This window comes from Bradyrhizobium genosp. P, assembly GCF_049949265.1.
In the GTDB taxonomy this organism is placed as follows: Bacteria; Pseudomonadota; Alphaproteobacteria; order Rhizobiales; family Xanthobacteraceae; genus Bradyrhizobium.
This window is the reverse complement of sequence record NZ_CP188195.1, coordinates 9,683,809-9,707,586: the sequence shown is the minus strand read 5'-3', so window position 1 is coordinate 9,707,586 and position 23,778 is coordinate 9,683,809. Positions and strand designations below refer to the sequence as shown.

Genomic DNA, 23,778 nt, shown 5'->3' with positions numbered 1-23,778 from the left:
GCGAGCAAAGCGAAGCAATCCATACCTCTGCATATGCAGAGCCATGGATTGCTTCGTCGCTTCGCTCCTCGCAATGACAAATTACGAAATGACAGCCTACGCCGTCACTTGTTACCCAGATCCGGGATCACGCGCGCCGCAACCAGCCGGTTCCAGATGAACAGCACCACCAGCGCGCCGATCGTGGCGGTGATGAAGCCGGCGCCCTGGTCCGGTCCGTAATGGCCGATCGCCTGGCCGATGAAGGTTGCCAGGAACGCGCCGACGATGCCGAGGATGGTGGTGAGGATGAATCCGCTCGGATTGTTCGGTCCCGGCGACAACAGTCGCGCGATGATGCCGGCGACGAAGCCGACGATGATGACCCAGATGATGCCGCCCATGTCTGTCGTCCTCCTCCGCTCAAATCAATGCCGCCGTCAAAGCCTGCCGGACACTTCATCGTCGCTGGGCAGCCGCCCGTCCGGCGTCAGATGATTGACGGCGTCAGGCAGATACCGGCTCAGGCCCTGAAGCAAATCGTCGCGCGACATGCCGCTCTGCGAGGCCAGCGAGTCGATCTGGTCGGCGCCGAGCGCGTTGGCGAGATCGCCGGGCGCGATCTGCTTGTTGGGACCGTTGCTGACCCAGGAATTGGCCGCGTCGCCGTGGCCCTTCTGCTGGAGCTGATTGAGGAGGTCACCGAGGCCGCCGCTCAGCACGGAGCCGGCCGCGCCACCTGCGAGAAGTCCGCCCAGGCCACCCTTCAGCACATCAGACAGGCCGCCGCCGCTCGATCCGCCGGGCAGGCCCGCGGTGACGTTACCGGGGAGCTGCGGCGCCTGCGTCGGTGTGGGCGCCGGAGCGCCGGGCTGGCCGCCGGTGAAGTGCTTGACCGCCTTCCAGGCGAGCAGCGCCATGATGGCCATCGTGATCGGCGACATCCCGCCGCCACTGCCGGACTGTGCGCTTGGCGTGCTCGGGCCGCGGGGGCCGTTCTGCATGCCATTGAGTACGTCGAGTAGTCCCATGATCGTCTCCTGCCGCAACTGCAACCATGCCCCGCGGGAGAAACATAGCTGCGGCAAATGACGGTTACAAGGCGTGGCCCGGGGGTGCAGCGCGCGTTCAATGGGCAACCGGCGCGAGGTCTGCTATCGAGCCCTGATGAACGGATGTTCAGGAGCGGTCAGCAAGGACCGGCCGATCGGGATTGCCGGCGCCGGAAGCATCGGCTGCTTCGTCGGCGGCATGCTGGCGGCCTCCCACCGCCGCGTTGCGCTGCTGGCGCGGCCGCGGATGGTCGAGGAGATCACCTCCAACGGCCTGCGGGTCACCAGTTTCGACGGCGCGGCGCAGACGGTAGCCGCTGGCAGCCTCGCGCTGTCGGACGACCCGTCGATCTTCGCCGATGCCCGGATCGTGCTGGTGACCGTGAAGAGCGCCGACACGCGCGAGATGGCCGATCTCATCGCACGCCACGCGCCATCGGATGTCGTGGTGGTCAGCCTGCAGAACGGCGTCGGCAATGTGCCGCTGCTGCGCGACCGTTTGCCCGATAGGCGGGTGCTCGGCGGCATGGTGCCGTTCAATGTGGTCGCGCTGGGCGACGGCCGATTTCATCGCTCGACTTCGGGCGACATCGTGATCGCGCAGGACGATGCCGGCACCACCACGAAGCTGTCGGTCCTGGGCCTTGCGATGCGCCCAACCGGCAATATCGACGGCGTGCAATGGGGCAAGCTGATCGTCAACCTCAACAACGCGCTGAATGCGCTCTCCAACATTCCGCTGCGCCGGCAACTCGCGCAGCGCGGCTGGCGGCGATTGTTCGCCGATCAGATGGTGGAGGGGCTGGCCGCAATCCGCGCCGAGGGCATTACGCCGGTGTCGCCGACGCCGCTGCCCTCGAACTGGATGCCTCCCTTGCTGCGGCTGCCGGATACGCTGTTCGATGTGCTGCTCGGCCGCACCATGAAGATCGATCCGGAGGCGCGCTCCTCGATGTGGGAAGATCTGCTGCGCGGCCGGCGCACCGAGATCGACTATCTGCAGGGCGTGATCACCGCGATCGCCGATCGGCGCGGGCTGGACGCGCCGCTGTCGCGCCGTGTCATTCAACTGATCCGGCAGGCGGAAGCCGACGGCAAGGGTTCGCCCGGACTGACTCCGGAGCAGGTCCGTGCGGAATGACGCCTTGAAATGGCGCCGATCGCTGATCAACATTGTCGAGACGTCAGAGGAGGAGACATCATGACACGATCCTGCGCCTTGGTTCTCGCGCTCGCGGCACTCGGCATCGGCTCCGCCCGTGCCGCGCCGCCGACCGTGACGCCGTCACCGGGCTATGACGCGCGGCTGCAGGAGCAGCGCGCGGCGCCGGCATCAAGCGAACCAGCCGCTCCGGCCGCCAAGCGGATCGCGCCACGGCACCGCAAGCGCGACCGCGCGCGCTGAGCCCATTTCGCAAGAGATGATGAGATGAAGCTGTTTGTCCTCGCGTTTGCTCTCGTGCTTGGCCTCGTCACGACGGCAAGCGCCGCCGATTATGCCGGCGCCATCAGCGCCTATCGGCGCGCCCACAAAATGCCCGCCGTGAAGCTCGATGCGAAACTGAACGCGATGGCGCTGAAGCAGGCGCAGGCGATGTCAGCGACGGGATCGGTCAGCCACTCCGCAGGCGGCAGTTTCTTCACGCGCGTGGCGCCGTTGAAGAAACAGCGCGTCGCCGAGAATATCGGCGCCGGCTATATCGCCTTCGCCGAGATGCTGAAGCAGTGGGAAGACTCGGCCGGCCATCGCGAGAATCTCTTGATGCCGGGTGCCAAGCGCGTCGGTGTCGCCTACGTCGACAACGCGAAGTCGCCGTACCGGAGGTTCTGGGCGATGGTGATTACCGACTGACGCAGTTCAGCCGCGCTTCGCCGTTCTGGTCGGTGTCGACGGCTGCGAGGTGAACAGCTTCTTGAGATCGTCCAGCCCCTGCGACAGGCGCGGCCACTCGCACGAGAATGCGTTTTTCGCGCACTGAGCCGCCCTGATCCGCGCGGCCTGCTTGACCGGGCTCGCGACCGGAACGGGGATCTTCACGGTGCCGCTGCGCAGCGACGCCGGCTGGATCGGCTGCGGCGGTTGTTGCTGCTGCTGCTTTTCCTGCTGCTGAAGCTGCTTGGCGTTGAATGCCGCGACGATGCTTGAGCGGCGCTGCTGCTCCAGATAGACGGTATATTCCTGGTCGATCGTCTTCTGCTCGTCCGGCGTCGGATTGGGACCGGCGATGTCGAAGCTGCGGTCCTGCATGAAGTCGTAATAGGTGTAGCCGCCGCCGGGCTTGCGGCGTCCGGCAAACTTGGCGTTGCAGTCGGCAAGTTGCGCGGTCTTGTCTTCCTTGGTCTTCGCCTTCTCGGCGAGATCGGCGCAATCCTCAAAGTCCTTCGGCGCACTGCGCCACCATTGCGCGTGCGCGCCGATCGGCGCCAGCGCGAAGCAGGCCGTAAACGCAGCGATAGCCAACGTCGATGATCGCACAGACATCACGGACATTTAGTCAAACTCGAACGACACAGATTTAACGGATTGTCGCCATTTTGGTGACGCTTGTCACCCCGGAACCTGATGATTTCCTGAGGTCGGAGATCCGCTATTCGGCCGCTGTGTCAGATGGAACCCATTCACATCGTGACAACATTTGAGAAATTCGTGTGCGATTTGCGTCGCGAATGTGGCATCCCACAATAATTCGCTTCGCTGCTTTCATTTCACCTTGTGGAGCAGCGCGACGAGTTCCGCTTGCCGGTGCGTGCCGGTTCGCTGGAAGATCGTCTTGAGCTGATTGCGCGCGGTCGAAACCGCAACGCCGATCTGGCGCGCGGCTTCCTCGACCGAATCACCGCGTGCAAGCATGACGGCGAGGCGCGCCTGCGCCGGTGTCAGCTCGAAGGTCGTGGCCAGAAGAGTCTGGTCGAACGCGGCATTGCCTTCGAGGTCGCGGATCAACAGGATGGCGCGCGCGCCGAGGAATGGTGAGCGCGCCGCCGGCGGCACCGGCTGCATCTGGATCACGATCGGGCGCTTGTCGATCCGCCGCATCACGATCGGTGATGACGGCAGCGTCAGCATATCGGAGGTGTGGCGCAGTTGATCGATCAGCCTCGTCAGGTCGGCATTGGCTTGCCGATCCCGCAGCATCAGCCGATTGTTGCGGATCGTCAGGTCATGGCCGAGAGAGGATTCCGCCTGGCAGTTCATGCCGATGACGGCGCCGAAGCGCCCGACGGCGATTGCCGCCATCTGGATCAGTTCGAGCGCGTTGGTGATGCCTGTGATCGCGGAGCGGCCGACGACAGTGGATAGCGTTGCAGCTTCCGTGAGACGCGCCGATACGCGCGACAACGCCTTGACCTCGTCATTGTCGAACATGCCTTCCTTGGGCGAGCGCTGGATGGTCAGCGCCCACAAGGCCGAACCGGCGCGGAAGCCAACGCCGGCAAACCATTTCAGCCCGAACTCGCCGAGGCTGGCGTAGAGCGGATCGCGCAGCATCTCGGTCTCGGAGTCGAACAGGTCCGCGTCGGTGATCACTTCAGTGCCGGCGAGCAGCCGCGGCACCCCGCGCGCCGCGCGGATGTCGGTGACATGCAGGTTGCTGGGGAAATAGGTCTTGGTGAAATAGTCCGAGATCGAATCCGTGCGCGGAATGTCTTCGGTACGGATGTCGCTCTGGAGCATCGCGGCCCCGGTCGCACCGACGGCGGTGCAGACCTCATCCATGAAGGACGGCCAGCGCGTCGGATCGAGAACGACGTCGCCGAGACGCGTGGTCACATCGTCAAGCTTGCGCAGGTCGATCAAGGTTTCAGCTCCGCCTGATGCAAAACGCTTTGTTTTGCGAGACGAAACCTGCCGCACCGGCTTGCGCCCGCTACCGTGCTTAAGAAAGCTGAAGCCGCCGAACTTGCAAGCGAAATCGCCGGCAGCGGGTCTAAAGACCGCCACGTAAGATTCCGGTGTTCTCGCGAAACCTCATCGTAATCGGTCGCGTCTCGCCCGGCTCGTGCAAACAGGCTCGCTGGTGTCCCTGAACTCAGCGATCGGGCTGGATGATGATCTTGGTATGACGTTCGGGATTGGCGAGATCACTGAACGCCTGGGCCACGCCGTCGAGTCCGGTCGTGGCGGTCACCATCGCCGCCGCGTCGACCTTGCCCTCGGCGATCAGGCGCAGCGCCAGTGCGAATTCCTCCGGCGTGTAGGCGTAGACATATTGCAGCGATAGTTCCTTTAGCACGCCAAGCAGCGGCTCGGAGGTGTCGCTCGCCATGCAGACCCCGACCACGACGATGCGCCCATCGCGCGGCGCACCCTCGAACAGCTGTTGCAGCAAGCCGGGAATACCGACGCATTCGAAGATCAGGCCGGGCTTGAGCGCCGGCAGGAAGGCCTGGAACGGCGGCCGTGCCGCCTTCTGCTCCGGTGTCATCTCGGCGTGTTGCGCCCAGGCCGTGAACGGCTGGGTCTCCGCCGGGTTGACCACGACATCGGCGCCCATCTTCGCGGCCAGCGCCCGGCGCGCCGGCGAATAATCCGACGCCACGATCGGATGCAGGCCGCGCAGCTTCAGTCCGGCGATGACGGCGAGCCCGACCGGCCCGCAGCCGATCACCAGCGGCACCTCGTCGCCGCGAATGTTGGCCTTTGCCACCGCATGGAGGCCGACCGCGAGCGGCTCGGTCAGGGCCGCGTGCTCCGCGGCAAGGCCGTTCGGCACCTCGATCATCAAGGGCTCGCTCAGCACCATCCGCTCGGCATAGCCACCGGCGATGTCGTTGGAATAGCCGATGCCCTGCATCCCGCTTGCGCCGAGCAGAACCGGCACCGAGCAGACGCGCGTGCCCGGCTTGAAGCGCCGTTGGGTCGCTGGGCCGTAGTCGAGCACCTCGCAGCAGAATTCGTGGCCGAACACGACGTCGCGCGACAGATCCATCGGCTTGCGGCCGGGAAAATGCTTCATCAGCTTCGCAGTGTGTCCGGCATGCTTGCGCGCATGCAGATCGGAACCGCAGATGCCGCAGGCCAGCGTCTTGACCAGCACCTGTCCGGCGCCCGGCACGGGATCGGCGATGGTATCGGTAATGATGTTTCCGTCCCTGAACACGGCGGCGCGCATGGTCCGTCTCCTACAATGAACGCAAATGGTTTTCGCGGTTCGCATCCAGCGCCACGCGGCAGAAGCTGGCGGCGACGGCGACGACGTCCTCGATGGCGTGCGGATATTGCTTCGACACCCAGCGCCGCGCGATCGAGATCACGGCGCCGACCAGTCCGATCGAGAGCAGCACGTCAGACGCGCCTTTGTCGCTTCGCTTCGGATCGGTCGTTGACGGTGCCAGGATGTCGCTGAAGGCACGCGCGGCGTCGAGCGTGACGGCGTCGACCGCGGGGCTGATACCGGAGATCTCGAGCAGGAAGACCCGCGCGGGCTTCGGATGCTCCTTCAGCCGCGTGAAATACAGCGTCAGCGCCGCGTGCAGCCGTGCTTCGGCATCGTCGCCCGCTGCGCTGGCTGCTGCCGCCATGTCCTCATGCAGATGGTCGACGACATGGTTGTAGGCCGCGATCAGCAGGGCCTCGCTGTTGGCGAAGGATTCGTAGAAGTAGCGCTCGGTCAACTCGGCGGCCTCGCAGATCGCCTTCACGGTGGCGCCGCGATAGCCGACCTCGCCATAGACCTCGACCGCCGCATTGATCAGCTTGAGGCGGCGCTCGGCGCGGCGTTCCTCGGCGTCCATGCCGCCATACAGGCGGGCTTTCGGGCTGCTTGCCATGAAAGGGTATTGACATGGCGCATTGTCAAATGTCAAGGTATCTGACAAGAGATGTTGTCAAATCGGGAGAGAGACCGCATGTCCGCTGATTTCGACGTGTTGATCGTGGGCGCGGGGCTGTCGGGCATCGGCGCCGGCTATCATCTGCAGACCAACTGCCCGGATCGCAGCTACGCCATCCTCGAAGGCCGCGATTGCATCGGCGGCACCTGGGATCTGTTTCGTTACCCCGGCATCCGCTCCGACTCCGACATGTACACGCTCGGCTATTCGTTCCGGCCGTGGACCGAAGCGAAGGCGATCGCCGACGGCGCGTCGATCCTGAATTATGTGCGCGAGACCGCAGCGACCTACGGCATCGACCAGAAGATCCGCTTCAACAGCCGCGTCGTGCGCGCCGACTGGTCCTCAGTCGAGTCGCAATGGACGGTCGAGGTCGAGCGCGGGCCCGAGAAGGCGATCGAGCGGCTCACCTGCAACTTCCTGTTCATGTGCAGCGGCTACTACAAATACGAGCACGGCTATACGCCCGATTTCCCCGGCCTCGCCGATTTCGCCGGCCGCCTCGTCCATCCGCAGCAATGGACCGACGATATCGACTATGCCGGCAAGAAGGTCGTGGTGATCGGCAGCGGCGCGACCGCGGTGACCTTGGTGCCGGAGATGGCCAAGACGGCTGACCATGTCACGATGCTGCAGCGCTCGCCGACCTATGTCGTCGCGCGCCCCGACAAGGACAAGGTCGCCGACTGGCTGCGCGCGCGGCTGCCCGCCAAGCTCGCCTACGGCATCACGCGCTGGAAGAACGTGCTGTTCGGCATGTATTTCTACCGGCTGTGCAAGCGCAAACCCGATCACGTGAAGAACCTGATCCTCGGCGGCGTGCGCCACGCGCTCGGTCCGGACTACGACGTCGCCACCCATTTCACGCCGCGCTACAAGCCGTGGGACCAGCGGCTCTGCCTGGTGCCGAACGGCGATCTCTTCGCCTCGCTGCGCAGCGGCAAGTCGTCGGTGGTCACCGACCAGATCGACACTTTCACGCCCGGTGGCATCAAGCTCAAGTCCGGCAAGGTGCTCGACGCCGATGTCGTGGTGACGGCGACCGGCCTCGACCTTCAGGTGCTCGGCGGCCTCGCACTCAGTGTCGACGGCGCGCCGGTCGATCTCTCGAAAACCATGAACTACAAGGGGCTGATGTATTCGGGCGTCCCGAATCTGGCCGCCGCCTTCGGCTACACCAATGCATCCTGGACGCTGAAATGCGACCTGACCTGCGAATATGTCTGCCGGACCCTGAACTACATGAAGGCCAATGGCTACGCGCAAGCTACGCCGCGGCAGAACGATCCGACCATCACCGAAATGCCGTGGGTCGATTTCTCCTCCGGCTACGTGCAGCGCGCTGTCGAAAAATTCCCCAAGCAGGGCTCGCGCCGCCCGTGGCGGCTCTACCAGAACTACGCGCTCGATATCGTGAGCCTGAAATTCGGCTCGATGAAGGACGGTGCGATCGAGTATCTGCCGGCGCGACGGGCCGCGGCGGCGGGAGCGGATACGACGCCGGCGAGGCAGGTGGCGTAGGAACCGGCGCGCCGCCTCGCGCAGGTCGGAGGGCAGCGCGGGCTAGCGATCAGGCACCGGCTCTGCTATGGGATGCACGCCTGCTTCGCGCGGGTTCGCGGTCCCGTAGCTCAGCCGGATAGAGCGACGGTTTCCTAAACCGTAGGTCGCATGTTCGAGTCATGCCGGGATCGCCATTTTCCAGCCTTTGAGTACCCCATTCGAGCTACACCTTGAGATCAGCGCATAGCGCGTACTGACTAACAGATCTCGCGCACGCGCGTCCGACGATAAACTCTGTGCGATACGATCGACCTGCCCTCCCTCCCCGGCCGTCAGCAAGCGGAGACCATCTTGATGAAGACGAAGGCGGCCGTCCTGTTTTCTCGTCGGAGTCCTGATGGCGATCAATTCCGGCGCAATCGCGCGGGGCAAGTAGCCACCAGCCAAAACCTTTTGGTCGTGCGGATGCGGCTGCTGCCCGACCCCGCTCATGCCGGAGGCACCCTGCAACGGTTTCGTTCCATTTCTGGGGTGGATTTTGAATGACGTCGCTCAGTGCACGGGTGACTTCGTAGAATTACGGTGACAGTGCACTTATCTCTTTGTCGGCAGGATTGTGTCCGGTAGAGCTCTGGGCATGGCGGGATGAGGCGACTAAGCGCACCGTCGCCGCATCGCGTATTTCCGAACAGGAGGATTGACGTTAGTCGCCTCGGATCGGGGCGCCTCGTCGCGGCGGTCAGTCGAAGGCCGAATAGCGCGACAGGCGGAAAAAGGGTTCGGCTTCGAAGGTCGGATCCGTCGCCAGGCGCGCGAGCCTGTGCCCGATGGCCGGAGCGAACTTCGCACCATGTCCGGAGCAGGCCGAGCAGACGACCAGCCGGGAATCCGGCCATCGATCGATAATGAACTCCTCGCCCTGATCCGGCCGGCGATCGGCAGCGAGAGTGTTTGTGTAGAGGCAGACATCGCGATCGACGATCGGTCCGGCAGCGCCCGGCACCAGCGCGGCCAAGGCTTCACTGACCGAGCCCAGTTCGCCTTCGGTCGCCGGTGGATCCCAATCGTCGGGGCCGACCGCCGGACCGTGATTGTGAGGCGCCGCCTTCACGCCGCGCGCCTCAAAATTCGGAAAGCCATAGACGACATCGTTGGGGCCGCGCTCGAGAAGGAAAATCGGGAAGCGGTCGAGCTCCACCATTTCCGGCCTGGCGGGTCTGAACCAGCCAACCGCCTGGCGGGTCACCCGGAGCAGCGTGCCGAGCTTCGGCAGCGCGCGACCGAGCCACGGACCGAGAGCCAGGATGGCGCGTTCGGCAAAAAATTCGTTGTTGGCCGTCCGGATTGACACGCCGTCATGGCGTGGCTCGAACTGCGCCGATTGCGCGATGATGCGGTCGCCGGCTCGCGCGCGCATGATTTGCATGACCACTTCAGTCTTCAGTATGGCGCCACCGTCCTGGACGACCACGTCCCAATCGTCGGGCAGGTCAAAAGCGGGAAATCTCCGGTTCGCCTCGGCTGGAGTCAAAACGGGGTCTGGATGGCCTTTCATGATGGCCGCGGCGCGCGAAGCCGCCACCATCTTCGAGCCGGGCAGGCCGGCCTCGAGAACCGGGGTCGATGTGAGAATGGTTTTCCCGTGGTCGTTCTGGAGCCGAATCCAGCCGGCATAAGCCTCGTCGCTCAGCGCGGTGTAATTGGGGTTCTCGAAATTGAAGCGACGAAATACCCGGCAGGAGCCGTGCGACGAGCCTCGACTCGCGCCCGGGCCGACAGGGTCGAAACCCAGCGCATCAACGCCGGAGTTGAGCAAGGCATCGAGGGCCGCGCTTCCCATGAGGCCGAGGCCTATCACGGCGACATCGCACTTTCGCATGGCGGCTCCTCCGATCCGGTCGATAACGCGGACAGTCTTGCCCTGGTTTCCGCTGAATGGAAGGCCGCGCGTGACCATGCTGCGGGAGATCGTGACGGAGGCGCATGCCCAATCGCGCGTCATAGCTTGCGCTTCGCTCGCCCCGGAATGAAGAGAGGATCGAGCGAGGCCCCATGCCACTGATTTGCCCGACGTGACAAGCCCTCGCAGCAAAAATATTTCGTTTTATCAGAAGCGCAACTCAGTGTATGAATCCACCCGTCTCACCCGATTGAGGGGCGCGTCGCGGTCGTCACGAGTGTTGCGGTGGGATGCGGTGGACGCCGATGTCACGATGGACGATCGTGGCAGACAGCGGACGGCGAAGTCGTGCAGGCCTGACGCCCTGGTGGCAGGTGTCTCATCAGCAGAGGGGAAATCTCTCTGCTGACGACGGTGACAAAAGAGCCCAGTCTCACCGGGGAGAGCACGTATAAGCCGTAACCCATCGCGCAGGGAAAGCCGGGTTGTTTCCGGTTACACCTGTGGTCCTACCCCGGTGCTTTCTGTTGCACCGGGCCCATGGGTGCAATCGGCACCCAGCTTTCCCTGCGCCCTCTACCAAGAGAGAGGGCAAACGAAATGCAAGACTCGGACAAGTCATGTCGCGAGAACACGAACGCATTTCTTGCGTCATTGCGAGCGAAAGCGAAGCAATCCATCGGCCCGCATACGCGGAGCGATGGATTGCTTCGTCGCTTCAGCGCAAATTGCCTTGCAATTTTGTCGCAAGCTCCTCGCAATGACGATAAGCCGTTGTTATCGCCGAGGATAAGGCAATTCTTCGAAACTGCTGCGCTGTGGCAAAAGGCCGCCACGAATCCCGATTTCCGTTGACCAGTCTGGATAAGATTTTGTCGGCAGGCATTGGCTTTCGACGCCCGCCCGGCGCATCATGTCGGGCGTCAACGATGACGACATTCTGCAAGGTGCACGGAGGTTACTGATGACCGATTCCAAGGTTGATACCGCAAACAATGCAGGCGCCGCGCCGCCGTCCGGCGAGAGCAGTGGCCCCAGCGAACTTGCGGTCGCGACCGTCCGCACCGTGCCGATCGAGCAGGCGCAGTCCCGCACCGAGCACGACCTGCTCGGCGAGGACGAGGTGCCCGCCAATGCGCTGTGGGGCATTCACACCAAGCGTGCGGTGGTGAACTTTCCGATCACCGGCGTGCCGGTCGGCCATTTCCCGGATTTCGTCCGCGCGCTGGCGCTGGTGAAACAGGCCGCGGCCCGCGCCAACAAGCGGCTCGGCTATCTCTCGCCTGAGAAGGCCGACGCGATCGACAAGGCTTGCACGGCGATCGCGACCGACAAGGTCTATGCGGAATCCTTCGTGGTCGACGCGATCCAGGGCGGCGCCGGCACCTCGACCAACATGAATGCCAACGAGGTGATCGCCAATGTCGCCTTGCTGCAGATGGGCCGGAAGCCGGGCGACTATCACGCGCTGCATCCGAACGACGACGTCAACATGGCGCAGTCGACCAACGACGCCTACCCGACCGCGTTGCGGCTCGCGGTGATCTTCGCGACCCAGCCGCTGGTGCGCGCGCTCGGCGATCTCGCCTATGCGTTCAAGGGCAAGGCGGTCGAGTTCGCCGATGTGTTGAAGATGGGCCGCACCCAGCTTCAGGATGCGGTGCCGATGACGCTCGGCCAGGAGTTCGATGCCTTCCACGCCACGGTGAAGGAAGACGTCGCGCGACTCAACGAAATCTCGGCGCTGTTCCGCGAGATCAATCTCGGTGCGACCGCGATCGGCACCGGCATCAATGCCGACCCGCGCTACGCCGCGCTCGCGGTCGAGGAACTGTCACGGCTGTCGGGCCAGCCGATGGCACTGGCCTCGAACCTGATCGAGGCGACCTCCGACATGGGCGCCTTCGTGCTGTTCTCCGGTGTGCTGAAGCGCGTCGCCGTCAAGCTGTCGAAGATCTGCAACGATCTGCGCCTGCTGTCGTCGGGGCCGCGCACCGGCATCGGCGAGATCAGGTTGCCCGCGGTGCAGGCCGGCTCCTCGATCATGCCCGGCAAGGTCAATCCGGTGATCCCCGAAGTGGTCAACCAGGTTGCCTTTCTCGTGATCGGACAAGATCTCACGGTGACGATGTGCGCCGAGGGCGGCCAGCTCCAGCTCAACGCCTTCGAGCCGACCATCGGCTATTGCGTGCTGAGCTCGCTTCGGATGCTGACGGCGGCGATCGATACGCTGACCAAGCGCTGCGTCGAGGGCATCGAGGCCGACCGCGAGCGCTGCCGCAGCCTGGTGCAGGGCTCGATCGGCCTGATCACCGCGCTGGCGCCGTCGCTCGGCTATGAAGCGAGCTCCCGCGTCGCACGTCGCGCGCTGAAGGAAAACCGCTCGGTCGCCGAGATCGTACTGGAAGAGAAGCTGTTGACCGAGGATCAGCTCAACGAGCTGCTCGAACTGGAAGCGATGACGCGCCCGGCGCGCCGCCAGCCTCCGCCGCCGAAGGGGTGAGGACGGGAGGGTGATGTAGAGTGCGCGCGATAGATGCGATCATTTGACCCAACCCGTCATGCCCGGCCTTGTGCCGGGCATCGACGTCTTGGCTGCAAAGACGTGGATGGCCGGGACAAGCCCGGCCATGACGACGAACCGATAGCGGAAACGTGCGTTTAATCTCAGGTTGTTCTGTGTCAAAATGCGCGTATTGCGCAACGAGGCATTCCCATGGAACATCCACAACGAGTCGACGAGCTTTCGCCTTCCTCGCCCCAATCGACAGCGGCGATGCCCGCGTTCGCCCCGGCGGCTGCAACGCCGCTGCCGCCCTTGCCCAATCTGCCGGCCAGCGACGTCCAGTTCCTGCGGCCGCAGGATCCGCACTACGCCGACTTCCTTCCGGCTGCCAACAGACTGACGCAACTGGCTCCGGCGCTGCGCGCGGTCTGCAAGACCGAACATGCCGTTGCGGTGATGGTCGATTGGGTGCGCAGCAACGGCCTGAACTTCGCCGTGCGCTGTGGCGGGCATTCCTATGAGGGCCTCTCGCAATCATCAGACGTCGCGATCGACGTGCGCGGATTGCAGCAGATCACCGTCGACAAGGCCTCGAAGGTCGTGACCGCAGGCTCCGGCGTGTCGCTGTTCGAGCTGTATTCCGCGCTCGCGGCCCAAGGCCTGGCGGTGCAGGCGGGCAGCTGTCCGACCGTCGGAATCTCGGGTCACCTCACGGGCGGCGGTCATGGGCTGCTGGCGCGCTCGCACGGGCTGACCTGCGACGGCCTGCAACAGGCCACGATCGTCGATGCGCAGGCGAGGGCGCTGCAGGCCAATGCCACCTCGGAGCCCGATCTCTATTGGGCCTGCCGCGGCGGCGGCGGCGGCAGTTTCGGCATCGTGACCGAGTTCAAGATCAGCGTCTTCCCGCTGAAGACCGCGCTGGTGTTCGGCGTGTCCTGGAAATTGTCGCGGGCGCATGCCGCGCAATTGTTTGAGGCTTGGCAAAGCTGGGCGCCGAACGCGCCGTCGGACATCACCTCGATCATGAAGGTCGGGCCGGCGGGGAATGGCCTGATCAGCATGCGCTGCATCGGCCAATCGGTCGGCAGCGAGAGCGCGCTGCGCAGCGAGCTGAAGGGGCTGACCTCGCTGCAGCCGCCGTCGTCGGCGCTGACGATACAGTCGCTCGGCTTCCTCGATGCCATCAAGCACTTCGCCGGGGGGCTCGATTACGAGTCGATCCTGATGAAGGCGAAGTCGGACTACGTACTGACGCCGCTTCCCACCAGCGGCATCGCCGCGATGATGGCGGCGGTAGCGCCGCTCGCGCCGGGCGCAATTGCGCTGCTGTGCGATTCCTATGGCGGCAAGATCGCCGACGTCGCCCCCGATGCGACCGCGTTTCCCCGTCGCGCCGGCACGCAATTCTGCATCCAGTATTTCTCGAGCTGGAGCCACGCCGCCGACACCGCGACGCATATCGCTGATGTCGCCAAGGTCTATGCCGCCATGCGGCCGTTCGTGCCAGGCGCGTCCTATGTCAACTACTGCGACCTCGACCTTGCCGACTACGCGACCGCCTATTGGGGCGGCAACCTCGCCCGCCTGGTCGCGGTGAAACAGCAATACGATCCCGACGATCTGTTCCACCACGCCCAGAGCGTGCCGTTGAGTGTTCCCGTGGCATGAGGCTCGGTGGGATTGAGGAGGACCTACAGCGTCTTGATGAACTCGATCAGCGCACGCCGCTGGTCTGGCGTCAGCTCCGGCCCGATCACGCCTTGACCCTTCTCGTTGGAGAATTCGTGCCCGGTATTCCTGTTGCCTTGCTTGGTGGTGTCGAGCAGGAAGCCGTTCTTGATGCTGACATTCGAGACGTAGCCGAGATCCTTGGCGTCATACTCCCGGCTGCCGAGCCAGAACTGCGGCGGCCGATCCTTTACCGGCGACAGCAGCGCGTAGATGGTCGGCACCGAGCCGTTGTGCAAATAGGGCGGCGTCGCCCAGATGCCGTTGAGCGGGCGGACCTTGTAGGCGCGCGGCGCCTGGATCTCGTTGGGCCGGTAGCCGTTGATCCGGTTGCGGTCCGCGGCAGGGACGTTGTTCTGGTCGTACCAGGTGTCGATGGTCTTCTCGACCAGGTCACCCAGCGCAAATCCGAAGTCGTTGTCCTTGATCTGAAGATCGGCCGGCGTCTCGACCGTGCGCGTCGCAAGGCCATCGGCCTGCGCGCTGTCGGTGCCGATCTGGCTGATTGGAATCAACTCGACGTCGAGCAGCGGCTGGCCGGCGTCGTTCTGGATCCATCGCTTCTTGTCCTTGAACAGCGCAAAACCTTCGCTCGCTGGCAGCGCCTTGCTGTCGATCGCCGGACCATGGCAGCCTTGACAGTGCGTCTTGTAAAGATCACCGCCCTGCTTCGCGAGATCCATGTTGATCGGCGGCAGGATGTTCTCCGGCCATTTCGGCGACGCCAGGCCGCCAAAGCCCTTGTCCTCGCTCGGCGGGTCGCCTGCGATCATCTGCTCCATGTCGTGGAGCACATCGATCCGCGCACTCGACGTGAACAGGCCCTTGGACTTATCGAGCAGGTTGAGATCGGCACTGACGCCGAGCGACTCGCCGGCATTGCGCACCATCGGCTGCATGATCGAGCCGTCATATTGCACCCAGCTGAACCACGGCGCGTTCCAGATCCGCGGGAAATGCACCGGCGCCAAATGCGAGGCGTAATTGTTCGGGTTGTTCAGGTCGATCGAGAACACCTGGTTGCCGATCCGGTTGAGCGCGTCGAGCCGTGCGTAACCTTCCTCGACGCTGTTGGCGGCGACCTTGTGCTCAAGATTATTGATTGTGTCGTATTGCTTCAGCACCAGATCGAGCTGGCCGCGCAACGCCATCTGGTCGTCGGGGCTGGCGTCCTTGCCGAGGATCTCGTCGGCGAAGCGGGAGAAGCGGCCCGGCCAGAACCGTGTCATCAGCAGCGACAGGCCGACCGTGTTCTGGAATTCGAACAGATTGGTGTTGGCGGGCCCGCCGTCGATCACGACCTCGGTGCCGCGATAGGTGAAGCTTCCGGTGTGACAGGCCGCGCAGGTCAGCCCGATCCCGGTCATGTCGGTCTCGCCGCGCGGGTTGCGCCAGGGCGCGCCGTTCGCATCCAGCATCGCGGTGCCACGCGCGAATCCGATCGGCAGCGGATCGGGCTTGCCGGGGATCACGGTATCCGGAATGAAGCCGAAGCGGCCGAGGTAATTGATGTCGCTCAGGCGCGGCGCGGCGGTGAACAGCAGCCACGGGATGGTCGGCTGCTCCAGCACCATGAACCATTCATGAGGGATGAGGAAGGTCCGGGTACCCTGATCGGCGTGGTAGAACCAGCTCAGCCGCTCGGCGCTGACCTTCTGGTCCAGCCACACCGTCTTCGCCGGCGGCTGATAGTCCACCGCCTTGACCTGGAAGCTTTCTGCGAGGAATTTCAGATCGTCCTTGAAGTAGAAGACGCCTGCGGCAATCAACAGCCCGATGATAACGATCGCCTTGCGACGCATGCCCGTCCCCCGATTCGCGGTCACCGCGCGTCATATTCGCGAAGTATTAAAAATCGCCGAAACAGATTCGCGTCTGGCGTGTATCAGGCCGTATGCCAGCCTACAGTGGCAGCTCATGGTCTAACAAAGGAAATGTTGATCGGCTGTGAGCCAGCTCACGTTTCGCAACCGGCGGCAGTGGCATTTGCGCGCATGGCGACGGAAACCTATAAACGGCCAGTCTTTCGCGAGGCCTCCGTTTGAACGCCACCGGCGCACAACAACTCACGATCTCAGTCTCGGACAGCAATGCGGTGTCCGCCCTGCTGTTGCGTCCGGCACGGGCGCGGGCGGCGTATGTGTTTGCCCATGGCGCGGGTGCCGGCATGACGCATGCGTCGATGGAGACGATTGCGGTGGGCCTTGCCGAACGCGGTATTGCGACGCTGCGTTATCAGTTCCCCTACATGGAGAAAGGCAGCAAGCGGCCCGATCCGCCTGTTATCGCGCAGGCTACGGCACGGTCGGCGGTGGCGGAAGCGGTGCGTCGTTGCGGCGATCTGCCGCTGTTTGCCGGCGGCAAGTCGTTCGGCGGGCGCATGACCTCGCAGGCCCAGGCGAAGGCGCCGCTCGCGGATGTGCGCGGCCTGGTGTTCCTCGGCTTTCCCCTGCACTCCGCCGGCAAGCCATCGAGCGAGCGGGCAAACCATCTCGGCGAGATCAAGATTCCGATGCTGTTCCTTCAGGGCACGCGCGACGCGCTGGCGGAACTCGATCTGCTGGAGCCCGTGGTCAAGGGGCTGGGGCCGCGGGCGACGCTGCATCTGGTCGACGAGGCCGACCATTCCTTCCACGTGCTCAAGCGCTCCGGCCGCAACGACCACGAGGTGATGGCCGAAATACTCGATGCCTTCGCTGCGTGGGTCACGAGGATTTCGTAGCCCGGTTGAAATTGTCACGACGACGCACCGCCATAGACCCTGTCGCGCAGCCGGCGCATGCCGGAGAGCCAGCGGTCGCGATTGGCGGCCTTGCGCTGCAAATAGTCCTGCACTTTTGGATGCGAGAGGATGAGGAAGCGTTCCTCGTCCATCGCCTCGATCACCATGCGCGCGACCTCACCGGCCTGCAGCACGCCATCGACGCGTGCGGCGCTCGGGCCCGGCAGGGTCATGCCGGTCTGCACCGATTGCGGACAGAGTACGGAAACCCGGATGCCGCGATCGCCGTACTGGATGGCGAGATGTTCGGCGAGCGCGACCGCGGCGTTCTTGGTGACGCCGTAAGGCATCGAGTTCAGCGAGGCCAATAGTCCCGCGGCCGATGCGGTGTTGAGGAGGTAGCCCGAGCCGCGCGCGAGCATGCCTGGCACCAGCGCGCGCGCCGCGAACACATGGCTCATCACATGCACCCGCCAGCTCACGTCCCAGTCGGCGTCCGACGCGGTCTCCTGTCCCTTGCGCGACAACCCGGCATTGGAGAAAAAAATGTCGACCGGGCCGTATTTGTCCTCGGCGGCGGCGATCAGCGCCTTGATGTCCTCTTCCAGCCCGACATCGGCAGTCACCGCAAGGGCGTCGATGTCGCCGGCGACGCTGGCGAGCCGGTCGCGCGAGGTCTTGAGGTCGGCCACCACGACGCCGCGCGCGCCGGCCTCGGCATAGGTCCGTGCCACCGCTTCGCCGATGCCGCTCGCGCCGCCGGTGACGACGCAGACCTTGTCCTTGACTTGCATGGTTCGATGTCCTGCTTGTTATCGTTGCTTTACGTATTGTCAGCCCTGATAGAGCCCCTTGTCACGGGCCTTCTGGACCGCGAGCGCGGCCATCAGGTCGAGCATCGGGGTGGCGAGACCGGCGGCGCGGGCAAACGCTGCTGGCGCGCGGACCAGCACGTCGATCTCCATGGCGCGGCCGAGCTCATAATCCTGCAGGATCGACGGCTTGTGGTCAGGCGCCGCCCCCGAGCGGGTGACGCGCTTGACCTCCGGGATATAACGCGTCGCAATTGCGTTGGCTCCTCGAGCAGGCGCGGGATCACCTCCTGCATCGCCGGGGCGTCGCGGACCGCACGCGCGGTCAGTCCGGTCAACAGGCACAGCACCGACATCGACATGTTGGTGAGCAGCTTCGACCAGATCGTCTCGCGGATCTCCGTCACCTCGGGCGATTCGATCGCGGCTTCGTTGAGCGCGTTGCGAAGCCTTGCGATGCGCCTGCTCTGGCGATCGTCGCATTCGCCGATCAGGAGGCGGTTGCGCTCGGGCGAGAGGTTCGCCACGACGCCGGGCGCGATCACCTCATTGGAGGAGAAGATCACGCCGCCGATGATCCGCTGCTTCGGCACCGCCGCGCGCAAGCGGCCGCCGGGATCGAGGAAATCAAGGCCGGGAATGGCAGGATGATGCGGCGGCAGGCCGAGATCATACCACCAGGGAATGCCGTTCTGCGCGAACATGATTGCTGTGTCGTCGTCCAGGAGCGGCGCGAGGCCGCTTGCAAGCGCAGCGATGCCGGTGGCCTTCAGCGTGCTGATCACGACGTCCTGTGGCCCGAGATCGGCTGGATCGGCAGATGCCTTCACCCTTTCCGTGATGCTGGTGTCGCCGACCTTGAGCGTCAGGCCATCAGCCTTGACCGCGTCGAGATGCGGCCCGCGCATCACGCAGGCCACGTCGTGTCCGGCACGCGCCAGCCGGACCGCAAAATGGCTCCCGACGGCGCCCGCGCCGAAAATGCAAATCCGCATGGATGGAACGAACTCCCTGGAAAGTGTCGCGCCAGTTTCCACGAGCGCGCTGTCTCCCGCAACCGGTCATGCGCGTGGCGCGGCCCGACACGCTCGAAAGTGATGGATCGCCCCACATGCTCTCCGCCATAGTGCCGCTACAAGATGTCGAACGAGGGGAGAAACGTCCATGCCCGCCAGCCCAGTCCTGTGGAGCCTTGATGAGCGCGGGGTCGCAACCGTCACGCTGAACCGCCCGGAGGTCAACAATGCCTATGACGACGCGCTGATCCAGGGCGTGCTCACGGCGATCGACGAACTCTCGACCAAGCCGCTGCGCGTCGTCGTGCTCAAGGGTAACGGCAAGCATTTCCAGGCCGGTGCCGACCTGAAATGGATCAACAGCGTACGGCCGCAATCTGCCGATGAAAACGAGGCGGCGTCGCGGGCGACCTTCGAAGCCGTGCAGCGTCTCAACACCCTTCCGATTCCCACCGTCGCGCTGGTGCAGGGTGGTTGCTTCGGCGGCGGCACCGGCGTGATCGCGGCCTGCGATGTGGTGATCGCGGCCGACAACGCGCTGTTCTCGATCACGGAGGTGCGGTGGGGGCTGACGGCGGCGATCATCATCCCGCAGCTCTGCGACGCCATCGGCGTGCGGCAGGTGCGGCGCTACGCGCTGACCGGCGAGCGCTTTGGCGCCGAGGACGCGCACCGCATCGGTCTCGCGCACGAGGTGGTGCCGCTGGCTGAGCTCGAGAGTGCCGGCGCCAAGGTCGTGGAGCAGTTGCTAGCGAATGCACCGGATGCGCTGGCCGAGACTAAACGGCTCGCGATGGAAAGCTCGTTTGGCGGCATGGCGATCGACGATGACGCCTACGCGCGCCTCGTCCGCCTCCACTCAGCCAAGCGGCAGACCGCCGAAGCGGCTGAAGGGCTGGCATCCTTTGCCGAGAAGCGCGCAGGCCGGTGGGGTGGCAAGGCGTAGGTCTTGCAGCACCGGCTCAACAGCCGCGGCAGATGCCGTGCATGCTGCGGTAGACCTCTTCGTCGTCGCGGCGCATCTGCTGCAGCGATTCGAACGTCTTTGATTCGGCGGATGGCGCAGGTTCGGGCTTGCGGCGAGCCGCTAGCTCGTCCTCCTGGCGGTGGTAGCAGACTTCCCGTTCTGCCTTCGCCTGCATGAAGCGGCACTGCTCGATCGCCATCGCTGGCGTGGCGACGATGAGACCAAGCGAAGCTATCACGAGTTTCAAATCGGGCCGTCCTTTCGCGCTGTTGTCTCAGGTCCGCACGGCACGAGCAAGATCAGCTTCGCGTCACAGCGATTGCGACAGAGACCTTTTCAGCGCCTTCAGCAGCGCCTGCACCGCGGCGGCATCAATGCGGCGTTCGGGAACGGCGGCCTTCACCCAGAGTTCCGGGATTGGAAACTCCTTAAGCACCGGCCGCAACATGCCGTCGCGCAGTGCATCCTCGACGAGATAATGCGAGATCAGCGTGATGCCGTTGCCGGCGATCGCGCTTTGCGTCAGCACGCGGCCCTCATTCGAAGAGAGATACGGGCGTACCTGGATATCGATGCGGCCGCGCGGTCCCTCGAACGGCCATTCCGGCCCGGTCGGCAGGAAGCTGAGGCAGCGATGATCGACCAGATCGCGCGGATGCTTCGGCGTGCCATGCGTCTTGAGATAGGCGGGCGATGCGCACACCAGCCGCGGTAGCCGGCATAGCGGCTCATCGACGACGCCGCCAAAGGAATGCGGGAAGGCACCGATCGCGATGTCGAATCCTTCCGTGACCGGATCGACCGGGCGGTCGATCATCACGATATCGAGCTTCACGCTCGGGTTCTGCGTCTGGAACGCGGTGAAGGCATCGGCGAGCCGCGCGACGGTCAGCGACGTCGGCGCCTTGACGCGCAAATGATCGGTGAGGTCGCGATCCTTCTCGCCCATCCGCGACAGCAGATCGCCGACGTCAGCGACGACGCCGCGCGCACGGTGCACATATTGTTGTCCGGCCTCGGTCAGCCGCAACTGGCGGGTCGAACGGTGAAACAGCGCGGTCCCGATCCGCTCCTCGAGTTGGGTGACGCGCTTGGCGACCACCGACGTCGCGACGTTGAGTTTTCGCGCGGCAGCGGAAAAGCCGCCGGCGTCGGCGGTGGCGAGGAAAGCCTCGAGGTTGATCAGCGTGTCCATGATCTTTCTCGATTCGAGAAAGCTGATTACATAATTTGGTGGATTGTACTCCAATTTGCATCAATTCATAGTTGGCTCAATCAACTTGTTCAGGGCGGAAATCTCGAATGGTAGCGAGCAAGATCGAAGAACCTGCGCGGCAGGTCCCCGTCTACGGCGAATATGATGTGGTCGTGCTGGGCGGCGGGCCGGCCGGCATCACCGCGGCTGTGGCCGCGGCCCGCGCTGGACAACGGACGCTGTTGATCGAGCGCTACGGCTTCCTCGGAGGCATGGGCACCGCGGCGGGGGTGACGAACTTTTGCGGGCTGCACGCCAACGTCTTCGGCGAGATGCACCGGGTGGTGCAGGGCATCGCTTCCGACCTGCTGGCGCGGATCGACCGGCTCGGCGGCCTGAATGCGCCGCATTTGATCCTCGGCAAGATCCTCGCGCAGGCCTATGACACCGCGGCCTACAAGATCGCGGCCGACGGTCTGCTGGCGCATCACAAGGTCGGCATCCTTTTCCACGCGCTCGGCGCCAGCGTCGTGATGGATGGTTCGCGCATCCGCGCACTGATGGTGGAGACCAAGGCCGGCCGGCAGGCGGTACTGGCCAGCATCTTCATCGATTGCTCCGGCGACGGCGATCTCGCGGTGTGGGCCGGTGCGCCCTATGAAGTCGGCGACAATGCCGGCGGCATGCTCTACCCCTCGATGATGTTCCGCCTCAATGGCATCGATCCGGCGAGGGCGCGCGATGCGTGGCGCACCATCCCGGCGCTGATGGCAGAGGCCGAGGCCGCCGGCACCCACACATTTCCACGCAAGTCTGCGATCGTGCGGCCGCAGAAATCGCAGATCGAATGGCGGGTGAACTTCACCCAGCTTGCGCGCCCTGATGGCGGCGCGATCTCCGGCATCGACCCCGACGACATGACGCGTGGCGAGATCGAGGGCCGCCGCCAGGCGGTCGAGGCCTTTGCGTTCCTGCGCACGGTGCCCGGCTTCGAAAATTCCTACATCGTCGATTTGCCGCCGCAGCTCGGCATCCGCGAGACCCGGCGGGTGATCGGCGGCTACATGCTGTCCGGCGAGGACGTGCTCGGCTGCGCCTCGTTCGAAGACTCGATCGGCGTCAATGGCTGGCCGAAGGAATCCCATGTTGCGGGCGACGTCATCTTCGAGTTTCCGCCGATCCCGGATTCGCGCGGCTACAATGAATTGCCGTACCGCATGCTGGTGCCAGAGGGCGTTGACAATCTCTTGATGGCTGGCCGCTGCGCCTCGATGACCCATGAGGGGCAATCGGCTGCGCGTGTGTCGGGTGCCTGTTTCGTGATGGGCGAGGCGGCGGGAACCGCGGCTGCGCTGGCGCTGTCGGGCAATACGATTCCACGCGACATTTCCGTCGAAAAGTTGCAACAACAGCTTGGCGAGCAGGGTGCTTTCATCAGCCGTCATCAGGCAGTTCCTGCGGGACTTTAAGATTCGCGCGCGTCCGTTTGTGGCGGATGGCATTGAGGCGGAGGGAAGGCAATGAAAGGTTGGGCGCGGCTTGCGGTGGCGGCTCTGCTGGCGCTGGCAGGGAGTGGTGTCGCGCGGGCCGATGGTCTGCTGAAGGCGAAAATCGGCGTGCTGCGCCTGTCCTCCTCGGCACCGGTGTTCATTGCGCAGGACAAGGGCTACTTCCGCGACGCCGGCCTCGATGTCGAGCTGAAATTCTTCGACGCGGCGCAGCCGATCGCAGTCGCAACGACGTCCGGCGATATCGATGTCGGCATCACCGCATTCACCGCCGGCCTCTATAATCTCGCTGGCAAGGGCACGCTGAAGGTGATCGGCGGCATGAGCCGCGAGAAGGCCGGCTATCCGCTGATCGGCTATTTCGCCAGCAACAACGCGTACGCCGCCGGGCTCAAGACGCCGAAAGATCTCGCGGGCAAGCGCGTCGCGGTGACCCAGGTCGGCTCCAGCTTCCACTATTCGCTCGGTCTGCTCGCCGACAAATACGGTTTCAAGCTGTCCGACGTCAGGGTCGTGCCGTTGCAGTCACTGTCGAATGCGGCGGCGGCCCTGAAGGGCGAAACCGTGGATGCGGCGCTGCTGCCGGTCTCGACGGCGCGGACGCTGATGGATTCCAACGGCGCGAAGCTTCTGGGCTGGGTCGGCGACGAGACGCCGTGGCAGCTAGGTGCCGTATTCGCCTCGCCGAAGACGCTGACCGACGCGCCGCTGGTGACCAAGTTGCTCGCTGCGCTCGCTCGTGCAGATCGCGAATATCACGACGTGATCCTCACCGCCGTCAAGGACGGCAAGGCCCCGATCGACGAGACGACAAAACCGCTGCTCGAGATCATCGCCAAATACACCAACCTGCCCGTCGAGCAGGTGGTCGGCAATTGCGCCTATATCGATCCCGACGGCAAGCTGGACGTGAAGAACGTCGACAACCAGATCAAGTGGCTCCAGGAGCAGGGTTTCGTCGACAAGGGCTTTGATGCGAATGCGATCATCGCCAAGGATTATGTGAAGGCGGATTGATGTCGAGCCACGCTCAAAACTCCTTCACCGTCATC

The 23,778-nt window shown here is 64.4% G+C and carries 23 protein-coding genes, 1 tRNA gene and 1 pseudogene; 12 read left to right on the top strand and 13 right to left on the bottom strand.

Annotated features, from left to right (window positions below; translation table 11 throughout):
- Positions 1-104: 104 nt before the first annotated feature.
- Entirely contained in the window at positions 105-383 is a 279-nt protein-coding gene (locus tag ACP2YO_RS46665) for a GlsB/YeaQ/YmgE family stress response membrane protein (RefSeq protein ID WP_426437860.1), read from the bottom strand.
- Positions 384-419: 36 nt separating this feature from the next.
- Positions 420-1,010 carry a YidB family protein gene (locus tag ACP2YO_RS46660; RefSeq protein ID WP_426437859.1) on the bottom strand — a complete coding sequence of 197 codons (591 nt, stop codon included), beginning with the start codon at positions 1,008-1,010 and terminating at the stop codon, positions 420-422.
- Between the two features lie 136 nt (positions 1,011-1,146).
- Here ACP2YO_RS46660 and ACP2YO_RS46655 point away from each other — a divergent pair, with 136 nt between their 5' ends.
- The 3 genes from ACP2YO_RS46655 to ACP2YO_RS46645 are packed head-to-tail and all read left to right on the top strand — an operon-like array spanning position 1,147 to position 2,883.
- On the top strand, positions 1,147-2,172 hold the full coding sequence (locus tag ACP2YO_RS46655; RefSeq protein WP_426437858.1) for a 2-dehydropantoate 2-reductase: 1,026 nt from the start codon (positions 1,147-1,149) through the stop codon (positions 2,170-2,172).
- A 60-nt stretch (positions 2,173-2,232) separates the two neighbouring features.
- Entirely contained in the window at positions 2,233-2,436 is a 204-nt protein-coding gene (locus ACP2YO_RS46650; RefSeq protein WP_426437857.1) for a hypothetical protein, read from the top strand.
- Between the two features lie 24 nt (positions 2,437-2,460).
- A complete protein-coding gene (locus tag ACP2YO_RS46645; protein WP_426437856.1) occupies positions 2,461-2,883 on the top strand; it encodes a CAP domain-containing protein in 423 nt (140 codons plus the stop codon).
- A 6-nt stretch (positions 2,884-2,889) separates the two neighbouring features.
- Here the strand turns inward: ACP2YO_RS46645 and ACP2YO_RS46640 are convergent, their stop codons facing one another.
- The 4 genes from ACP2YO_RS46640 to ACP2YO_RS46625 form a co-directional block, all read right to left on the bottom strand.
- Positions 2,890-3,522 carry a hypothetical protein gene (locus tag ACP2YO_RS46640; RefSeq protein WP_426437855.1) on the bottom strand — a complete coding sequence of 211 codons (633 nt, stop codon included), beginning with the start codon at positions 3,520-3,522 and terminating at the stop codon, positions 2,890-2,892.
- A 210-nt stretch (positions 3,523-3,732) separates the two neighbouring features.
- On the bottom strand, positions 3,733-4,830 hold the full coding sequence (locus ACP2YO_RS46635) for a helix-turn-helix transcriptional regulator (RefSeq protein WP_426437854.1): 1,098 nt from the start codon (positions 4,828-4,830) through the stop codon (positions 3,733-3,735).
- 232 nt (positions 4,831-5,062) lie between these two features.
- Positions 5,063-6,145, bottom strand: coding sequence for a zinc-binding dehydrogenase (locus ACP2YO_RS46630; protein ID WP_426437853.1), 1,083 nt, complete (start codon positions 6,143-6,145; stop codon positions 5,063-5,065).
- Positions 6,146-6,155: 10 nt separating this feature from the next.
- Positions 6,156-6,803, bottom strand: a complete 648-nt coding sequence (locus ACP2YO_RS46625; RefSeq protein ID WP_426437852.1) for a TetR/AcrR family transcriptional regulator — start codon at positions 6,801-6,803, stop codon at positions 6,156-6,158.
- A gap of 78 nt (positions 6,804-6,881) precedes the next feature.
- Here ACP2YO_RS46625 and ACP2YO_RS46620 point away from each other — a divergent pair, with 78 nt between their 5' ends.
- The 3 genes from ACP2YO_RS46620 to ACP2YO_RS46610 all read left to right on the top strand — a co-directional run bounded on the left by ACP2YO_RS46620 (position 6,882) and on the right by ACP2YO_RS46610 (position 8,915).
- Positions 6,882-8,387 carry a flavin-containing monooxygenase gene (locus ACP2YO_RS46620; protein WP_426437851.1) on the top strand — a complete coding sequence of 502 codons (1,506 nt, stop codon included), beginning with the start codon at positions 6,882-6,884 and terminating at the stop codon, positions 8,385-8,387.
- 99 nt (positions 8,388-8,486) lie between these two features.
- Positions 8,487-8,563: transfer RNA gene (locus ACP2YO_RS46615), tRNA-Arg, on the top strand.
- Positions 8,564-8,723: 160 nt separating this feature from the next.
- Positions 8,724-8,915, top strand: a complete 192-nt coding sequence (locus tag ACP2YO_RS46610; RefSeq protein WP_426437850.1) for a hypothetical protein — start codon at positions 8,724-8,726, stop codon at positions 8,913-8,915.
- 193 nt (positions 8,916-9,108) lie between these two features.
- On the opposite strand, the gene ACP2YO_RS46605 is transcribed toward ACP2YO_RS46610, so the two are convergent.
- Positions 9,109-10,248, bottom strand: coding sequence for an FAD-dependent oxidoreductase (locus tag ACP2YO_RS46605; RefSeq protein WP_426437849.1), 1,140 nt, complete (start codon positions 10,246-10,248; stop codon positions 9,109-9,111).
- Positions 10,249-11,233: 985 nt separating this feature from the next.
- Between ACP2YO_RS46605 and ACP2YO_RS46600 the strand changes: the two genes are divergently transcribed.
- Complete coding sequence (locus ACP2YO_RS46600) at positions 11,234-12,772, top strand: aspartate ammonia-lyase (protein ID WP_426437848.1); 1,539 nt, start codon at positions 11,234-11,236, stop codon at positions 12,770-12,772.
- Positions 12,773-12,811: 39 nt separating this feature from the next.
- On the opposite strand, the gene ACP2YO_RS46595 is transcribed toward ACP2YO_RS46600, so the two are convergent.
- The gene (locus ACP2YO_RS46595) at positions 12,812-12,973 is read right to left on the bottom strand and encodes a hypothetical protein (RefSeq protein ID WP_426437847.1); all 162 of its coding nucleotides are present in this window, start codon (positions 12,971-12,973) and stop codon (positions 12,812-12,814) included.
- A gap of 72 nt (positions 12,974-13,045) precedes the next feature.
- Here ACP2YO_RS46595 and ACP2YO_RS46590 point away from each other — a divergent pair, with 72 nt between their 5' ends.
- Positions 13,046-14,446 carry an FAD-binding oxidoreductase gene (locus ACP2YO_RS46590; protein WP_426437846.1) on the top strand — a complete coding sequence of 467 codons (1,401 nt, stop codon included), beginning with the start codon at positions 13,046-13,048 and terminating at the stop codon, positions 14,444-14,446.
- A gap of 23 nt (positions 14,447-14,469) precedes the next feature.
- Here ACP2YO_RS46590 and ACP2YO_RS46585 read toward each other — a convergent pair whose 3' ends face one another.
- Positions 14,470-16,308, bottom strand: coding sequence for a di-heme-cytochrome C peroxidase (locus ACP2YO_RS46585; RefSeq protein WP_426437845.1), 1,839 nt, complete (start codon positions 16,306-16,308; stop codon positions 14,470-14,472).
- 239 nt (positions 16,309-16,547) lie between these two features.
- Here ACP2YO_RS46585 and ACP2YO_RS46580 point away from each other — a divergent pair, with 239 nt between their 5' ends.
- Positions 16,548-17,228, top strand: coding sequence for an alpha/beta family hydrolase (locus tag ACP2YO_RS46580; protein WP_426437844.1), 681 nt, complete (start codon positions 16,548-16,550; stop codon positions 17,226-17,228).
- A gap of 14 nt (positions 17,229-17,242) precedes the next feature.
- On the opposite strand, the gene ACP2YO_RS46575 is transcribed toward ACP2YO_RS46580, so the two are convergent.
- Positions 17,243-18,022: an SDR family oxidoreductase gene (locus tag ACP2YO_RS46575; protein WP_426437843.1), complete on the bottom strand. Its 780-nt coding sequence runs from the start codon at positions 18,020-18,022 to the stop codon at positions 17,243-17,245.
- Between the two features lie 39 nt (positions 18,023-18,061).
- Positions 18,062-19,035, bottom strand: a pseudogene (locus ACP2YO_RS46570) (2-dehydropantoate 2-reductase).
- A 169-nt stretch (positions 19,036-19,204) separates the two neighbouring features.
- On the opposite strand from ACP2YO_RS46570, the gene ACP2YO_RS46565 reads away from it, so the two are divergent.
- Positions 19,205-20,002 carry an enoyl-CoA hydratase-related protein gene (locus ACP2YO_RS46565; protein WP_426437842.1) on the top strand — a complete coding sequence of 266 codons (798 nt, stop codon included), beginning with the start codon at positions 19,205-19,207 and terminating at the stop codon, positions 20,000-20,002.
- 16 nt (positions 20,003-20,018) lie between these two features.
- Here ACP2YO_RS46565 and ACP2YO_RS46560 read toward each other — a convergent pair whose 3' ends face one another.
- Together ACP2YO_RS46560 and ACP2YO_RS46555 are read right to left on the bottom strand one after the other, a co-directional pair.
- The gene (locus ACP2YO_RS46560; protein ID WP_426443486.1) at positions 20,019-20,261 is read right to left on the bottom strand and encodes a hypothetical protein; all 243 of its coding nucleotides are present in this window, start codon (positions 20,259-20,261) and stop codon (positions 20,019-20,021) included.
- 72 nt (positions 20,262-20,333) lie between these two features.
- Positions 20,334-21,218: a LysR family transcriptional regulator gene (locus ACP2YO_RS46555; RefSeq protein WP_426437841.1), complete on the bottom strand. Its 885-nt coding sequence runs from the start codon at positions 21,216-21,218 to the stop codon at positions 20,334-20,336.
- A 107-nt stretch (positions 21,219-21,325) separates the two neighbouring features.
- On the opposite strand from ACP2YO_RS46555, the gene ACP2YO_RS46550 reads away from it, so the two are divergent.
- Together ACP2YO_RS46550 and ACP2YO_RS46545 are read left to right on the top strand one after the other, a co-directional pair.
- Positions 21,326-22,687, top strand: a complete 1,362-nt coding sequence (locus ACP2YO_RS46550; protein WP_426437840.1) for an FAD-dependent oxidoreductase — start codon at positions 21,326-21,328, stop codon at positions 22,685-22,687.
- A gap of 51 nt (positions 22,688-22,738) precedes the next feature.
- Positions 22,739-23,743 carry an ABC transporter substrate-binding protein gene (locus ACP2YO_RS46545; RefSeq protein WP_426437839.1) on the top strand — a complete coding sequence of 335 codons (1,005 nt, stop codon included), beginning with the start codon at positions 22,739-22,741 and terminating at the stop codon, positions 23,741-23,743.
- Positions 23,744-23,778: the final 35 nt, after the last annotated feature.